Consider the following 16,705-nt stretch of genomic DNA (forward strand, 5'->3'; position numbering starts at 1 on the left):
CGCACAAGCTTCGCCGCCGAGACCGTGGTCAAACTGGCCGCGCAGTTGCAACAGCTGCTGACGCGCCTCGACCTCAGCGCTGAAGGCTGCCTGGGTGAATGGAACCTGCTGGAAGCGGCGGACGAGCAACGGATCGTGCATGACTGGAATCCGGTCGAGGCCAACCCCCTCGAGGCGCTGTGCATCCACCAGGCCATCGAACGTCAGGTGGCTGCCCAGCCGGACGCGCGGGCCGTGACCTTCGGTCATCAGTCGTTCACTTATGCCGACATCGACACCCGGGCCAATCGCCTGGCGCACCGTTTGATCGATTGCGGGGTCGGCCCGGAAGTGCGGGTCGGCGTGGCCATGCAGCGTTCCGATCAACTGTTGGTGGCGCTGCTGGCGGTGCTCAAGGCCGGCGGCACTTACGTGCCACTGGACCCTGATTACCCGGCGGATCGGGTCGCTTACATGCTCGAAGACAGCCGCGCCCGGGTGCTGCTGACCGAAACCGAGGTGGCTGCGATCCTGACGGTCGGTGGCGATACGCAAGTGTTGCTTCTGGATCAACTGGACCTGTCGGCCAACAGTGCGATTGCGCCGGTCACGGACGTGTGCGCGGACAATCTCGCTTACGTGATTTACACCTCCGGTTCCACCGGCAAGCCGAAGGGCGTTTCGATCACCCACAGCAACGTGATGGCGCTGAGCGACTGGTCGAAGAACACCTACAGCCGCGATGATATTCAAGGCGTGCTGGCTTCGACCTCGGTGTGCTTCGACCTGTCGGTGTGGGAGCTGTTTGTCACCCTGGCCAACGGCGGCTCGCTGATCATCGCCCGCAACGCCCTTGAACTGCCGCAACTGCCGGCCCGGGATCAGGTGCGCCTGATCAATACCGTGCCGTCGGCGATCAATGCCTTGCAGGACGCCGGCGATATACCGGCGGGTGTGAGGCTCATCAACCTGTGCGGCGAAGCGCTGAAGCAGAATCTGGTGGACCTGCTTTACAAACAGGCGAGCATCGAAGACGTCATCGACCTGTACGGCCCGTCGGAAGACACCGTGTATTCCACCTGGACCCGTCGTGAGGCGGGCGGCACGGCCAACATCGGCCGGGCGATGGCGCGCACCGCCAGTTACGTGCTGGGCGGCGATCTGCAACCGGCGCCACTGGGCGTGTCGGCCGAGCTGTACCTGGCCGGTGCCGGCCTCAGCCGAGGCTATCTGGGTCGGGCGGCGATGACCGCCGAGAAGTTTGTGCCCAACCCGTTCGCCGGCCATGGCGAGCGCATGTACCGCACCGGCGACCTGACCCGTTATCAGGCCGACGGCACTTTGCAGTACGTCGGGCGTATCGACCATCAGGTGAAGGTGCGCGGTTTCCGTATCGAGCTGGGTGAAATCGAGGCCCGTCTGTTGCAGATCGAGCGCGTCAGCCAGGCATTGGTGGTCGCGCAACCGATCGCTTCCAGTCATCAACTGGTGGCGTATGTGGTGATGGACGACGCGGCGGTGGCGAACGCCGATGCCGCCGCGCAAACCTTGCTGCGCGAAGACTTGAAGACGCAGCTCAAGGCAATCCTGCCGGACTACATGATCCCGGCGCACCTGCTGTTCCTCGCCAGCCTGCCGCTGACGCCGAACGGCAAGATCGATCGCAAGGCCTTGCCGAGTGTCGAGAGTGTGGTTTCGGCCGGGGACTTCGTGGCACCGGTCGGCGAGCTGGAACAGCAGATCGCTGCGATCTGGCAGACCGTGCTGGAACTCGATCAGGTAAGCCGCGAAGACCACTTCTTCGAGCTGGGCGGGCATTCGTTGCTGGCCACGCAGGCCGTGTCGCGTTTGCGCCAGTTGACCACCGGCACGCTGGGGCTGCGGGATCTGTTCAACCATCCGCGCCTCAAGGATCTGGCAGCGTGGATGAGTCAGGCCCAGGCGCCGACGGCGGCCGAGGCTGGCAACCAGGCCTTGCCGCTCAAGGCCTTTGGCGCCAAGTCGACGGCACCGTTGTCGCTGGTGCAGCGCCGCTTGTGGGTCGCCGAGCAGTTGTCCGGTGGCAGCTCGGCGTACGGCATGCCGCTGGCCTTGCGCTTGCGCGGCGAGTTGTCCACCGAGCGTTTCGTCAGCAGCTTCGCCGAAGTGGTGCGCCGTCATGAGGTGCTGCGTACCGCGTATTCGCAGGACGATGAAGGTGATGCGATCGCGTTGATCGCCGAGCAGGTCGACGTCGATTTCCCGGTGCTCGATCTGTCCGGTCTGTCGCGCAGTGCCCAGGAAGAACAGGTGGCGCAGGCGGTGCTGGACAACGCGCACACGCCGATCGACCTGGAGCAGGCGCCGCTGTGGCGCGGGCGCATCCTGCACCTCTCGCCGACCGAGCATGTGCTGCTGTTCTCGATGCACCACATCATCTCCGACGGCTGGTCGATGGGCGTGCTGGTCAACGAGCTGGTGCAGATCTACGAGCTGAGCAAGGCGGGCGACAACACGCCGTTGCCGGCGCTGGACGTGCAGTACTCCGACTTCGCCCTGTGGCAACAGGAACTGGAGCGCGCAGGCGTTCTCGGGCAGCAGGCGGCTTACTGGAAAGAGCGACTCGACGGTTATAGCGGGCAGCTGAACCTGCCACTGGACAAGCCGCGCGGGGCGGTAGCGTCGTACGACGGCGATGCCGTGCAGTTCCATCTGCCGGCGGATCTGAGCCAGGGCTTGCGCAAGGTCTCCACCGACGCCGGGGTGACGCTGTACAGCACGCTGCTGGCGTCGTTCCAGGTGCTGTTGCATCAGTTCAGCGGCGGTGACGATGTGCTGGTCGGCGCGGACGTCGCCGGGCGTGAGCAGCCGGAACTGGAGCGTCTGATCGGCTTCTTCGTCAACGTGTTGCCGTTGCGTTCGCGCTTCGACGCCAACAGCGCGTTTTCGAACTTCCTGGCCCGCACGCAGGACAACCTGCTCGGTGCGCTGGAGCATCAGGACCTGCCGCTGGACATGATCGTCGAAAGCTGTGGCGTGCCGCGTCACAAGGGCATGAACCCGCTGGTGCAGGTCTTGTTCGTGATGAACAACCTGCCGGGGCGCACGCAATCGATGGGTGGCTTGAGCGTCGAACCGCTGGCGGCGTTGCAGACCCATTCTAAATTCGACATGGCATTGTTCGTTGACGAAGAAGAAGGGCAATTGCTGGGTAATTGGCAATTCGCCACAACCTTGTTCGGACACGAGCGCATTCAGTACCTGGTGAAGGCCTGGATAGCCCTGTTGGAACAGATCGTCGCTGATCAGGACATTCAATTGGGAGCTATCAGCATGCCAGTCGACAATTTCGCAGTGGCCACCAAACCCGCTGCGCCCGGACCCAAGGCCGACAAACTGGGCAAGTTCCTCAAGCGCGGCGCCGCCCCGGTGGCCAAGGTTCGCCCGGCCCCGGTACGCGAATCGCTGATCGCCGCACCTCAGCCGTTCCCGCTGTTGGTGGAGCCGAACGAGCCGCAACTGGACTTGATCGAATGGATCAAGAACAACCGGCCGCTGATCGAAGAAAAACTCGCCACCCACGCCGGCATCCTGTTCCGCGGTTTCGAACTCGACGGCATTCAGGGTTTCGAGGCGTTCGCCGAAGCGATTCAACCGGGCCTGTACGGCCAGTACGGCGATCTGCCGAAGAAGGAGGGCGGCAAGAACACCTACCGCTCGACGCCGTACCCGGAACGCAAGATGATCCTGTTCCACAACGAGAGCTCCCACCAGGACCGCTGGCCGCGCAAGCAGATGTTCTATTGCGAGGTGGCCGCACCGGTGGGCGGCGCGACGCCGGTGGTGGATTGCCGGTTGATGTACGAAAAACTGCCGGCCGACCTGCGTGACAAGTTCGAGTCCAAGGGCCTGCTGTACGTGCGTACGTTCACCGACAACCTCGATGTGTCGTGGCAGCACTTCTTCAAGACCGAAGACCGCGCCGAAGTGGAGGCCCGTTGCCGGGCCGGCGGCATCGAGTGGCGCTGGCTGGACAACAACGAACTGCAAACCCGCACGCCGGGGCCGGCGATCATTCGTCACCCGATCACGGGCGCCAAGTCGTTCTTCAATCAGGTGCAATTGCACCACATCTACTGGCTGGAGCCGGATGTGCGTGAGGACCTGTTGTCGATGTTCGGTCCCGAGCGTATGCCGCGTCACGTGTACTACGGCGACGGCACCCCGATCGAAGACGAAGTGATGCAGCGCATCGGCGATCTGTACGAAGAGTGCGCCGTGCGTTTCGACTGGCAGAAAGGCGACGCGATACTGCTCGACAACATGCTCGTGGCCCATGCCCGTGATCCGTTCGAGGGGCCGCGCAAGATTGTCGTGGCGATGGGCGACATGTACGACCACAGCAGTCTGAAACGTGCGCCGGCCGCCGGGCAAACCGCCCCGGGCGCAGTGAACACCGAGGAAACCGGAGCATGAACGAGGTCATGATGGACACGCAGGAAAGCGGATTCGCCCTGACGCCCGAGCAACAGGCGCTGCTGGAGCAACTGTCGAACAAGGCGACCTGCGGTGAGGCCTTGCGCTGGCTGAGTGTGACCCTGGAGGGCGACCTCGATCCGCAACGCTTGCAGGCCGCTTTCGATACGCTGCTGGCGCAACAGCCGATGCTGCTGGCGCAATTGAGCAAGGTCGCCGGTTTCCACGGCTTGCGCCAGAACGCGATCCCGGCCAGCCGTTTTCCGCTGACGATTCAGGCGGCCGAGCAGGGTGCCGAGGAAATCCGGGCGCAGATCGACGAGTCGATGGACCGCGCATTTGTGGTCGGCGAATCGGCGGGTGTCCAGGCGATGCTTTATCGACTGGCGCCGCAGCAATGGCAGTGCCTGATCGGTATCGCTCGCCACAGCGCCGATGCGCAATCGCTGAATCTGCTGCTGGAGCAGGTGCAGCAAGCCTACGCCGGCGCTCAACCGGAGGAAGATGAGGCACCGGGCGAGTTCAGCCAGTACCTGGAATGGCGCAGCGAAGTGGTGCTCGACGAGGACGCAACCACGGCGCGGGCTTATTGGCAGCAACAATTGCAAGGTGCTCAGGTGGACATCGCCACGCCCTGGCTGGCTGCCCGCAGTGCAAGTCAGGCGGCGACCGGCGCCGACAAGCGCCTGTCGCTGACGTTGCAACCGGCGCAACGCGCAGGTTTGCAGGCCCTGGCCGAGCAGCTCGGCCAGTCCGTCGTCACCCTGTTGCAAGGTGCGTGGTGGTTGTTGCTGGGGCGCTTGAGCGGGCGTGAGCAGGCGCTGGTCGGTGTACGCCACGACAGCCGCAGCGACTATGAATACTTCGCCAGCGCCGTGGGGGTTTTCGAGAAAACCTTGCCGCTGTCGGTGTCGTTGCCGGCCGGTGCGGCCTTCGGCGACTGGCTGGTGGAACTGGCCGCGCGCCTCGAAGAACACCGCACCTGGCAGGAATACTGGACCCCGGATCTGGCTCCCGACGCGGCGCGGCCGGCCTACGGTTTTACGCTTGGCCAGGCCGGTCGCAACGGCAACAGCGGCGGTTTGCGCTGGACGGTTTCGCAAGCCTTGCCGGTGCAGCCGGATGCTTTTGAATGCTTGTTGCAGGTGCAACTGGACGACGCACAGCAACCGGCGGCGGTGGATCTGCTTTATGCGGGCTCGCGTTATTCGCCGGCAGCGGCGAGCGTGGTGCTGGAGCAGTTTGGCGTTCTGCTGGATTCGATCCTCGCCGCACCGCACACCCCGCTGGCGCAGCTCAACTTGCTCGGTCATGCCGAAGAGCAGCGTTTGCTGGCCATCAATTCTTCTGTGCAGCGGTTGGCCGACAGCCGTTTTCTGCCGCAGCGCATCGCCGATCTGATGCTGCGCACCCCGGATGCCATTGCCCTGACCGACGCCGGTCATTCATTGAGCTACGGCCAGTTGCAAGTCCGGGTCGACAGCGTCGCGCAAGGCCTCAAGGCGCAGGGGCTGGGCGAGGGCTCGATCGTTGCGCTGGCGCTGCCGCGTTCGGCGGATCTGGTGATCGCCATGCTGGCGAGCTGGCGCATCGGTGCGGCCTATCTGCCGCTGGATGTGCAATGGCCGCAGGCACGTCAGGCCTTGATGCTGGAGCAGGCCGGCGCCGCACTGTTGCTGACCGACGCCGCGCATCTGCCCGCCTGGCAGGGGCAGCCGCACAAGGCGTTGACCCTGGCTGATGTCAGCCAGTCGAGCGCAGCGTTGCCGACGCTCGCCACCCAAGGCCACGACATTGCGTATGTGCTGTTTACCTCCGGCTCCACCGGTGTGCCGAAAGGCGTGGTGATCGAGCATCGGCAATTGCTGAACTACACGGCTCAGGCCAGTCAGGCCCTGGGGCTGGAACAGTGCAGGAACGTCGGGTTCAGTTCGACGGTGGCGGCGGACCTGGGCAACACCGCGTTGTTCGGTGCGTTGTTCAACGGGGCCACGCTGCACGTTGCCAGCGATGAGCAGATGCAGGACGGCGCACTGTTCGCCGAGTACCTGCAACAGCAGCAGATCGACTGCCTGAAAATCGTGCCGTCGCACCTCGCGGCGTTGCTCGACAGCGAGCGGGCAACCCTGCCGGGCACGCTGGTGCTGGGCGGCGAGCCGATTGCCACGACGCTGATCGAGCGCATTGCGCGGTTGCGCAGCGACTGCCGGGTGTTCAACCACTACGGTCCTACCGAAGCGACGGTCGGGGTCATGATTCATCCGCTGGATCTGCACGGCGCTGCGGGCGATTGTTCGGCGCTGACTCAGGTGCTGGGCAATAACCAGGTTTACGTGCTGGACGCGCAGTTGCGTCTGGCGCCGGTCGGTGTGCTGGGCGAGCTGTACCTAGGCGGTGCGCAGTTGTGCCGTGGTTATCTGAATGCCGAAGCTGACGAACAGACATTCATTCCGAGCCCGTTTGATCCGGCGCAGCGTCTGTATCGCAGCGGCGACCTGGCGCGCTATCGCGTGGACGGCGGCATTCAGTTGCACGGTCGGCGCGACCAACAGGTCAAGGTGCGTGGGTTCCGCATTGAGCTGGCGGAAATCGAAGCCGAACTGCTGCGTCTGGCGCCAGTGGCCGAAGCGCTGGTGCTGCCGGCCGCGTCGGCCGAGCAGGGATTGCTGGCCTTTGTCGTCGCTCATCAGGGCCTGTCGGCGGGTTTGCTGGACGCTGCGCGCGCAGAGCTGAGCGCACGTTTGCCCGGCGTGATGGTGCCGCAGCATCTGCAACTGATCGACCGTTTTCCACGGTTGGCCAACGGCAAGATCGACCGCAAGGCATTGCAGCAACTGGCGGGCAGGGCGGCGGATGACGAAGGTGTCGCACCGCGCGATGCACTCGAGCAATTGCTGGCCTCGCGCATGGCGCAGTTGCTCGGCCTCGAGCGGCTGGGCGTTGATCGCGACTTTTTTGCCGCCGGTGGCCATTCGTTGCTGGTGATCAAGCTGGTGGCCGGGATTCGCAAGTTGTTGCAGTGCGAAGTCCATCCGGGGCTGGTGTTCGATCATCCCACCGTGGCGTCGCTCGCCATGGCGTTGCGGGCGGTGGAAAGCAGCCCGGGCCAGTTGGAGAAAATGGCCCAGGTCCGCCTGCGCATGGACGCGATGAGCCCCGAGGAAAAGGCCCGCCTGGCCGAGCAGGCGCGGCAGCTGCAAGCCGCCAAGGCTGCGCAAGGCAGCTGACATGGCATGAAACAAAAGGCCGTCGCCTAACAGCGTCGGCCTTTTTTTTAACTTTTCGCGCTAATGATAAATAAACTCATTCCGGTTTTTTGGAGGTGCTGCGTCTTAATAAGGTATGTGAACAGATCGGGTCGGGCAGGGCAGCCAGAAAGCCGGATGTGTTCAGCGCAAAAATTTCGCCGTTGTCCCGCCAGTTGACCGTGCCCGGGGAGGGGCAGGTCGGCCACGTACTGCAAATCGACAGTACGCGGTTCCCTTGTGCAGACGGCGGCGGGCCCTTCGGCCCAATGGATTTCCACTTCTACCAATAATAGAGAGCACGATGTCAGCAATTCATGAGTTGAAACCTCTGTTCAAGGCACTCGTCATGTCCCGCGGCCTGCGTTCGCGTCGCGTGTTGACCGGTCTGGGGCTGGTCTGCGTATTGCCGCTCAGCGCTCAGGTGATGGCTGAAGACGTCAGCATCAACATTCCGGCGCAATCGCTGCCGCAGGCGTTGCAGGCGTTCGGTCAGCAGACCAACCAGCAAGTGATCTACAACGCTGACGACATGGCCGGACTCAAGAGCCACGCCGTCAGCGGCAAGATGAGCCCGCAGGCGGCCATCGCCGAATTGCTCCGGGGCACCGGCGTGCGTTACAGCGTCGAGGGCAACACCCTGATGCTGGTGCGCGGCACGGCCACGCAGGGCCTGGAACTGGGCGCAACCAACATCAATGCGCAACAGGTCGGGGCAACCACCGAGGGCAGCAACTCGTACACCTCCAACGCCGTAACGATCGGCAAGGGCACTCACACCCTCAAGGAAATTCCGCAGTCGGTCACCGTGATGACCCGCAAGCAGATGGACGATCAGGACCTGGTCGACCTCAAGGACGCGCTCAACCAGACCACCGGTATCGTCGGCCTGCAGGGCGTCGGCAAGGGCATCATCATCTCTTCGCGCGGTTTCCAGATCGACGACTGGCAGTACGACGGCGTGCCGATTCCACGTAACAACTACTCGCTGGGCAACTGGGCGACCCAGGACCTGATCTTCTTCGACCGTCTGGAAATCCTGCGTGGTGCATCCGGGCTGTTGCAAGGCACCGGCAGCCCTGGCGGCGCCATCAACCTGGTGCGCAAACGCGGTCAGGCGGCACCGACCGTAAGCATCACCGGCAAGGCCGGCTCGTGGGATCACTACGGCCTGCAACTGGACGCGGGCGGTCCGCTGAACCAGGCCGGCACGATCCGTGGCCGTCTCGTTGCCGATGAAGACCAGAGCGATTCCTTCGTCGACTACGAATGGAGCAAGACCCACTCGCTGTACGGCTCGCTGGACTTCGACCTGAGTGAAGACACCACCCTGGGCCTGGGGGTCAGCCGCACCGAGGCCGAGTCGCGTCCGATGATCCGTGGCCTGCCGCGTTACGCCGACGGCAGAATGCCGGACATTTCGCGTTCGACCTACGGCGGCGCCAAATGGAACCACTCGCAGATCAACGTCACCACCCTTTACGCTGACCTCGAACACCGTTTCAACGACGACTGGGCGTTCAAGGCCGGTGCCGTGCAGATGACGGAAAACAACGACTCGAAAAGCCAGCGTCTGCAGAGCACCGGTGCCGGTCTCAAGCCGGATGGCAGCGGTATTCAGTACGCCGACTTCGTCACCGACTTCGATTCCACCAAGGTCGGTCTCGACATGAACCTGACCGGCAAGTTCGAAGCCTTGTCGATGCAGCAGGAAGTCATGATCGGCGGCAACTACTCCCAGCTGGAGACGGATGACCAGCTCGCCCGTACTTTCAACAACAACACCACCGATACGATCTTCAACGTCAACCACGATCGTCCGGACATCAGCTACGACAGTCTGCTCAATACCGCCGGCGGCCGCGCCACCGACAGTAAGTACGATATTCGTCAGAAAGGCCTGTATGGCACCTGGCGCGTCAAACCGGTCGATGACCTGACGCTGGTGCTGGGTTCGCGTGTCAGCTGGTATGACTACAGCTACAAGTCCAAGAACCGTGCTGCCTTCAGCGATGAATACGTCACCGCCGACCCGAGCAAAACCAACGAAACCGGTGAAGTCACTCCCTACGCCGGTATCGTCTATGACCTGAGCCGCGAGTGGGCGGTGTATGCCAGCTACACCGACGTGTTCCAGCCGCAGACCGTGCGCGATGCCAACGGCACGATGCTCAAGCCGATCATCGGCAGCAACTACGAAATCGGCCTCAAGGGCGAGCTGATGGACGGCCGGGTCAACACGTCCCTGGCGCTGTTCCGCTACGACCAGAAAAACCGTGCGGTCGATGATGTTTCCGGCGGCATGGAATGTGACGGCTGGTACTGCTCCAAGGCTGCGGGCAAAGTGCGCAGCCAGGGTCTGGACGCCGAGATCAGTGGTGCTGTGACCGACAACCTGCAAATGTTTGCCGGTTACACCTACAACACCACCAAGTACCTCGAAGACCCGGACATGGAAGGTCGTACCTTCAGCACCTGGACGCCGAAGCACATGCTGCGCGTGTGGGGCAACTACCAGTTCACCGGTGACTTGAACCGTCTGAGCGCAGGGCTTGGTTTCACCACTCAAAACCACACCCTGGGCTACGAAGGCTCTTACGAGGTGGCGGGTTACACCGTGTGGAACGGCCGTGTCGCTTACCAGCTGACACCGGAGATCGGTCTGGCAGTCAACGCCAATAACCTGTTCGACAAGAAGTACGTGAACGCTGCTTACAACCAGCTCAGCGGCAACAACAACTTCGGTGACCCACGCAACGTGATGTTCTCCGTGAAGTACACCCCGCAGTTCTGATGAACTGACCGGGCGCCGAACCGGCCCACGCTCCTTGATCAGGAGGGTGGGCCGGTTTTTTTATGCCCGGATTTTCTTGCCTGCACCTTGCTGGAACCAAGAACGCCAGAGCAAAAGTGCAGGCATAAAAAAACGCAGAGGCCGAGGCGTCTGCGTTTTTTGAGTGCTGCCGAAGGGTCAGTCCCGTGTCACGCCTTCGCAGGCAAGAAGCACGGATTCAAACGAGTCCAGCAGGCTTTCGCCATAGATCATGCTGCGGTGCGGCAATGGCGAATGGACGGAACCTTGCAACTGTCCGCTGACGTTGTACTGGCGCAAAACCTGCTCTGAATGCAGCACTTGCTCCAGGGTCTTGTGCTGCAACGACCACCAGCAGCTGGCCTTGACCTTGAGCCGTGGCAGCGTGAACCCATCGAAACTTTTGACCAGCCGCTCATGGATGTCGAACGCCTGGGCATTCATGATTTCCTGCTTGATGGCCTCCAGGGTGGCGATCATTTCCTGTTCGTCGGTGGCGGCCTGCTGGCTGGCCCACTGATAAAAGGCCTTGAGGCTGGTGGTCGGGTTCGCGGCGATGTAACGCGCCGCCGGCTCTTCCAGATGGGCAAACATCAGACTGAACATTTCCACGGCAACGGACAGTTCGTTGTCCGCGCTGAGGTACTCGGGGTTGTCCTCTTCCAGCGGTTTGCGTGGCAGATCGGCAGGGAAGATGCTTTCCGGGAGCGTGGTGTCGACCAGACCCAGGAACGTCACCAGTCTGCCCTGGCGCTCCAGTGCCGCGGCCACGTCCATGGCGATCGCGCCACCCAGTGACCAGCCCATCAGGCGATAGGGGCCGTCGGGGTGCTTTTCGATAATCTGTTCGGTGTATTCGGCAATCATCTCGGGCCAGGTCTGGGTGCTGGCGTCCTTGTCGGCGAAGCCTTTGTGCATGATGCCGAAGGTGCGTGCGTGCTGGCTCAGACGCTTGGCCAGCGGCTGATAACAGAAAACGATGCCGCCGCTCGGGTGCAGGCAGAACAGCGGTGTGGCGGTTGACGTGGCGCCTGTCAGCTCGACCACGCATCGCACCTGCTGTTGATGTTCCAGGCCGATGAACCGGGCCAGCACTTCAACCGTGGGGTGCGCGAGCATTTGTTGCAGGGCCAGTTTGATCCCCAGGCGCGCGTTCAAGGCGGAAATGAACTGAATGGCCAGAATCGAATGGCCGCCCAGCTCGAAGAAATTGTCGTCCAGGCTCACACGCTCGACATGCAGCGCCTCCTGCCAGAGTTCGGCCAGCGCTGTTTCGAGGGGCGTTTGCGGCGCACGAAACGGCCGGTGTGCCTGATGCAGATCGGGCAGTGGCAGGGCCTTGCGATCCAGTTTGCCGTTGGGGCTCAGTGGCAATGCGTTCAGCACCATCAGGTGAGCGGGGACCATGTAGTTGGGCAGACGGTTTTTCAGTTCTGCCTTGAGGACTTCGCGCAGTTCGTCCTCGGGTGGCTCGCTTTCATGCGGCACGACATAACCGATCAACTGCGTGCCGGTCGCGCCTTCGTGGGCGATGACCACGGCTTCGCGCACGGCTGGCCATTGCAGCAGGCAGGACTCGATTTCGCCGAGTTCAATGCGGAAACCGCGGATTTTCACCTGGTGGTCGAGACGACCGACATATTCGATAACGCCGTCAGCGCCATAGCGGGCCAGATCGCCGGTGCGATAGAGGCGTCCACCCCGAGTGCTGAACGGATCCGGGATGAAGCGCTCGGCGGTCAGCTCCGGTCGATTGAAATAGCCCCGCGCGAGCAGGTCGCCGGCAATCATCAGTTCGCCCACGGTGCCCACGGGCACCGGCTGACCGCCGCTGTCGAGCAGATACACGGCACGACCGGCCAGCGGTCGACCGATCGGCATGGCCTTGGGCAAGGCCATGCGCCCGGTGACGTAGTCGCTGCAATCGAGCAGCGTGGAGTCGACGGTCGCTTCCGTCGGCCCATAGACATTGAGCAGGCGCACGTGGCCGAGACCGGCCTGGCCCCAGGCTGCGACCGCTTCCGGCGGCATGGCTTCGCCGCCGACCACTACCTGACGCAGCGATCCGTAGTCCCGTGGGCCGGCGGCCGCGAAGTCCTTGGCCAGCAGGTTCCAGTAGGTCGTGGTCAGTTCGCTGACGGTGAATTTTTTCTCCAGCAGCTGTTGATACCAGGTTTCGCTGTCCCAGATGTCCTGCCCGCGCAGCACCACCGAAGCGCCGCAGATCAGCGCCGGGTAGAGCTGATCGACAAATGCATCGAAATTGAATGTGCCGTACTGCAGCAAACGGTCGGCAGGCGTCAGACCGTGAAACTCCCGACCGATTTGCGCGTGACGGGTCAGGGCGCCGTGAGTGATGCCCACGCCTTTCGGGCGACCGGTGGAGCCCGAGGTGAACATCACGTACGCCAGATTGCTGGCGGAGGTGCGGCAGGACGGGTTGTCGACAGGTCGGTCATCGAGAGGATCAACCTCATCCACGCACACTACCTTGACCGATGACGGCGAGGGCAGGCGCTCAAGCAGCGAATCCTGCGTCAGCAATACATCCAGGCCGCTGTCCTCGATCATCCAGGTCAGGCGTTCCTGCGGGTAGTCGGGGTCGAGCGGGACATAGACCCCGCCGGCCTTGAGCACCGCCAGCAGGCTGATGATCATGTGTGCCGAGCGCTCGACGGCGATGCCCACGCGGACTTCGGGGCCGACGGCGCAGGCGATCAGGGTGTTTGCCAGTCGGTTGGCCGCCGAGTTGAGCCGGGCATAACTCACGTGCAGGTCATTGACGATCAGCGCTACCGCGTCCGGTGTGGCCAGTGCCTGACGCTCGAACAACTGGTGCACGCCTTCGTCGGGCAAGGCCGAGGCCGGCGGGTTCCATTGTTCGAGCTGCACGCGGCGTTCATCGCGGCTCAGCAGCGGCAGTTCGCTCAGCGCGCGGCCCGGATCTTCGGTGATGGCGTGCAGCAGGTTCTGCCAGTGACCCGCCAGCCGTTCGAGGGTCGCGGGGGTGTACAGGTCGCGGCTGTATTCGAGGCTGGCGTCGATGCGCTCCAGCGAACAGGCGATGTCCAGCGACAGGTCGAATTTGGCCTGGGTCGTGTCCGCCGGGAGGAAGTCCAGCGCCAGATCGCCCAACATCAGCGGACCCTCGCCGGAGGCTTCGGTGCGCCAGTTGAACAGCGTTTGAAACAACGGATTGTTCTGCCCGTTCGCCCGCAGTTGCAGGTCGTCGAAGCTCAGCTCCAGCGGGTAGTCGGCATGATCCAGCGCGGCGAGGGTTTCGCGGCGCAGGCGCTGGAGAAAGTCCTGGCACGACAGCTGTGGATCGATGCGCACGCGATAGACCTGGGCGCTGACAAAAAAGCCCACCAGCTCCTGGGTTTCGCTGCGATTGCGGCTCGCATTCGGCACGCCGACCGTGAAGTCCTGCTGGTTGCTGTAGCGGCTCAACAGCAATTGCCAGGCGCCGAGCGCCACCACGAACGGCGTCAGTCCCCACTGTTGGCAGAAGCGGTTCAAATTCTGTGTCAGCGCCGTCGGCAGGCTGAAGTCGTGTTTGCCGGCGGGGTGAGTCTGCTGTTCGTGGCGAGGAAAGTCGGTCGGCAGCTCCAGCGGTGGCAGGGTCTGCCCCAGGTAGTTGCGCCAATAGTCGCCACTGGCGGCGCACGCGGCGCTGTCGAGGTATTCGCCGCGTTGCCAGTTGGCGTAGTCGGCGTACTGGATGGCCGGTCGCCGCAGCGGCGACGGATCGCCCGCCAGGACCCGTTCATAGGCCTGCAGCAGGTCCTGCATGAGAATGGCATTGGACCAGGCATCGGAGGCGATGTGGTGCATGCTCATCAACAGCAGGTGTTCATCGTCGGCCGTCTGCAGCAGCGTTGCGCGCATCAGCGGCGCGGTTTTCAGATCGAAGGGCAGACCGGCCTCGACGGCGATGCGTCGGGCGAGTTCAGGGTCGCGCGCTTCGGCGCTCAGGTGGCGCAGGTCTTCGAAGGCCAGTTTCAGTGTCGCGTGTTCATCGACGACCTGCATCGCCACGCCGTCGATCTCGACGATCGCGCTGCGCAGCACATCGTGGCGTTCGATGACTTTGTTCAGCGCTGCTTGCAGATGCCGGGCTTGCACAACGCCGTTCAGGCGCACGGCGCGGGGCAGGTTGTAGGCGGCACTGTCGGGCGTCAGCTGTTGCACGAACCACAAGCGCTGCTGGGCGAAGGAGAGCGGCGCCGGGGCAGGGTGAAGGCGGGCCGGGATGCCTTGAAGTTGCACGCCGGCATCAGCCATCAGCAGCGCCAGGACTTCATCATCGAGTAAGTCGTTCATCGGTCTCTCGTGGTTGGCAGCGCCGTGGTCGCTGACGGCGTTGCCGACAGTCGGGTCCATGGCGATAAACATTCAGGTTGAAGGCCGACAGCGCGCAGGCGTTGGCGCTGGCGGCTGAAAGAGCGCTTTCGCTCAGGCGGTTTCGAGGGGCTTTTTGTGGGTGACGACCCGGCCACCCTCCATGCGCACCAGCTGATCGGCGACGTCGAAATAGCGGTCGTCGTGGGAGATCACGATGATGGTCTTGCCCATCTGTTTCAGTTCCGGCAGCAACTCGGTGTAGAAGATCCGCCGGAACGCCGGGTCCTGGTCGGCGGCCCATTCGTCGAACACCAGCACCGGACGTTCCTCCAGCCAGGCGTTGATCAGGGCCAGACGCTTGCGCTGGCCGGTGGACAGATCGGTGGTGCTGAACACGCCGTCCTGAATGCTCACCTTGTGGGCGATTTCCAGGCGTTCCAGATACCGGCCGGCATCGGCAGGAACCTGTTGATCGCCCTGTACCAGCTCATCGAACAGGTAGTAGTCGGCAAAAATCGTGGTGAACAGCTGGCGGTAGTCATCGCGGGCCCGGGCATCGACCACCTGACCGTTGAGCAGGACTTCACCGCGCTGTGGCGCATACAGCCCCAGCAGCAGTTTGATCAGGGTGGTCTTGCCGCCGCCGTTCTCGCCGACGATGAATACGATGTCGCCCTGAGCGATGTTCAGATTGACCGGGCCCAGTTCGAAGGCGGCGCTGCCTTTGACCGGGGGAAAGGCGTAATGCACGTTGTGCATTTGCAGCTGCTGGACCGGGGTCTTGCTCACCGGTGCGGATTCGCTCAGCAGCAGGTGTGGCTCTGGTGAGGAAAACTGCTCGGCCAGGTCGTTGATGCGCTTGAACGCAATGTTCGCGCGGCTGATCACCGGCAGGGTAGTGATCAGGTATTCCAGCGGGCCTTTCATGTACAGCAACACCAGCACGAAACCGCTGAGCACCGCTTTGTCAGTGCCCAGCCACAAGGACTGGAGCGCCAGCACCAGACCGATGACCACGAAAAACAGCATCGAGCCGAACGTCTTGGCCATCACGAAAATGTTGACCGAACGAATGTGGGTCCGGCAGATGAAATCGGCGGTGCCTTCGATGCGCTGGCTGAACATGCGCTGGCGACGCGGCCGATGAATGCGCAACTCCTTGGCGCCGGCGGCAATCGCGCTGTAGTGCTTTTGCAGCTCATCCTCGGCTTCGCGAGCGGTTTCGAAGCCTTTGATGCCTTTGTTGCGGGCGACGTATTGCACCGCGATACCGACCACCAGGGCCATCAGCAGCAGGATGAACATCGGCAGCGACAGGAACGCCAGATAGCCCAGGCAACCGAGCGTCACGGTGAAGGCGATGGCCAGCGGCGCGAAGGAAAAGGCGAAATCGCTGACCGTGTCGACGTCGTGGGTCAGCACCGGAATCAGGCGATGGCTGCGGAACCGTTCAATCTGTTCGATGGGCGCCAGCAGGACCTTTTCACCCAGGGATTTGCGCAGCCCGGCAATGATGTGCTGGCCGACGTGGTTGGTGCCGATGTCCGACAGAATCGAGGTCAACAGGGCAAAGGCGCAGAGGCCGGCAAACGTCGCCAATACCGTGGCCGAGGGGCTGCCGGCGCCGTTCAGGGCTTTGTTGATGGTCGCCAGCAGGGCGGTGACGCTGACGCCACCGAGCATGCCGAGCAGGATCGACAGCGCCACGACGACCCGGTAAGGCTTGAGCAGGCCGAGGACTTCACTGATGGCTCCGCGCGATTTTGTGGTCATGGAGGTTTCCGCTTTTGGTGCCGGTCAAGGCATTGGTTCAAGGGTTGGGCTGGTTAAAAGACGAAACCCGCGGGCAGCGATTTAGCCGCCTGCGGGT

General features: G+C 63.0%; 5 protein-coding genes (1 of these 5 running past the window's edge). 3 read left to right on the forward strand and 2 right to left on the reverse strand.

Features of this window, described 5'->3' with window-relative positions:
* From KJY40_RS10645 to KJY40_RS10655, 3 genes are all read left to right on the forward strand, one after another.
* Nucleotides 1–4,434, forward strand: partial view of a non-ribosomal peptide synthase/polyketide synthase gene (locus tag KJY40_RS10645; RefSeq protein WP_230736642.1) — the 3' portion only. It extends 9,114 nt beyond the left edge of the window; the window shows 4,434 of its 13,548 coding nt (coding positions 9,115–13,548); the start codon falls outside the window, past its left edge; its stop codon occupies nt 4,432–4,434.
* Nucleotides 4,431–7,661, forward strand: coding sequence for a non-ribosomal peptide synthetase (locus tag KJY40_RS10650; protein ID WP_230736645.1), 3,231 nt, complete (start codon nt 4,431–4,433; stop codon nt 7,659–7,661). Before KJY40_RS10645 ends, KJY40_RS10650 begins: the two co-directional genes overlap by 4 nt.
* A gap of 322 nt (nt 7,662–7,983) precedes the next feature.
* Entirely contained in the window at nt 7,984–10,473 is a 2,490-nt protein-coding gene (locus KJY40_RS10655) for a TonB-dependent siderophore receptor (RefSeq protein WP_230736647.1), read from the forward strand.
* Between the two features lie 177 nt (nt 10,474–10,650).
* Here KJY40_RS10655 and KJY40_RS10660 read toward each other — a convergent pair whose 3' ends face one another.
* Both KJY40_RS10660 and KJY40_RS10665 read right to left on the reverse strand, forming a co-directional pair.
* Nucleotides 10,651–14,874: an amino acid adenylation domain-containing protein gene (locus tag KJY40_RS10660; RefSeq protein WP_230736649.1), complete on the reverse strand. Its 4,224-nt coding sequence runs from the start codon at nt 14,872–14,874 to the stop codon at nt 10,651–10,653.
* Between the two features lie 72 nt (nt 14,875–14,946).
* A complete protein-coding gene (locus KJY40_RS10665) occupies nt 14,947–16,608 on the reverse strand; it encodes a cyclic peptide export ABC transporter (protein WP_230736651.1) in 1,662 nt (553 codons plus the stop codon).
* Between the last annotated feature and the right edge of the window lie 97 nt (nt 16,609–16,705).

This window comes from Pseudomonas fitomaticsae (assembly GCF_021018765.1).
GTDB classification, from domain to species: domain Bacteria; phylum Pseudomonadota; class Gammaproteobacteria; order Pseudomonadales; family Pseudomonadaceae; genus Aquipseudomonas; species Aquipseudomonas fitomaticsae.

What these genes read in the sequence shown, in the direction of transcription:
- KJY40_RS10650 (WP_230736645.1), top strand. Translation starts at nt 4,431, where the DNA reads ATGAACGAGGTCATGATGGACACGCAGGAAAGCGGATTCGCCCTGACG.
- KJY40_RS10655 (WP_230736647.1), top strand. Translation starts at nt 7,984, where the DNA reads ATGTCAGCAATTCATGAGTTGAAACCTCTGTTCAAGGCACTCGTCATG.
- KJY40_RS10660 (WP_230736649.1), bottom strand. Translation starts at nt 14,874, where the DNA reads ATGGACCCGACTGTCGGCAACGCCGTCAGCGACCACGGCGCTGCCAAC.
- KJY40_RS10665 (WP_230736651.1), bottom strand. Translation starts at nt 16,608, where the DNA reads ATGACCACAAAATCGCGCGGAGCCATCAGTGAAGTCCTCGGCCTGCTC.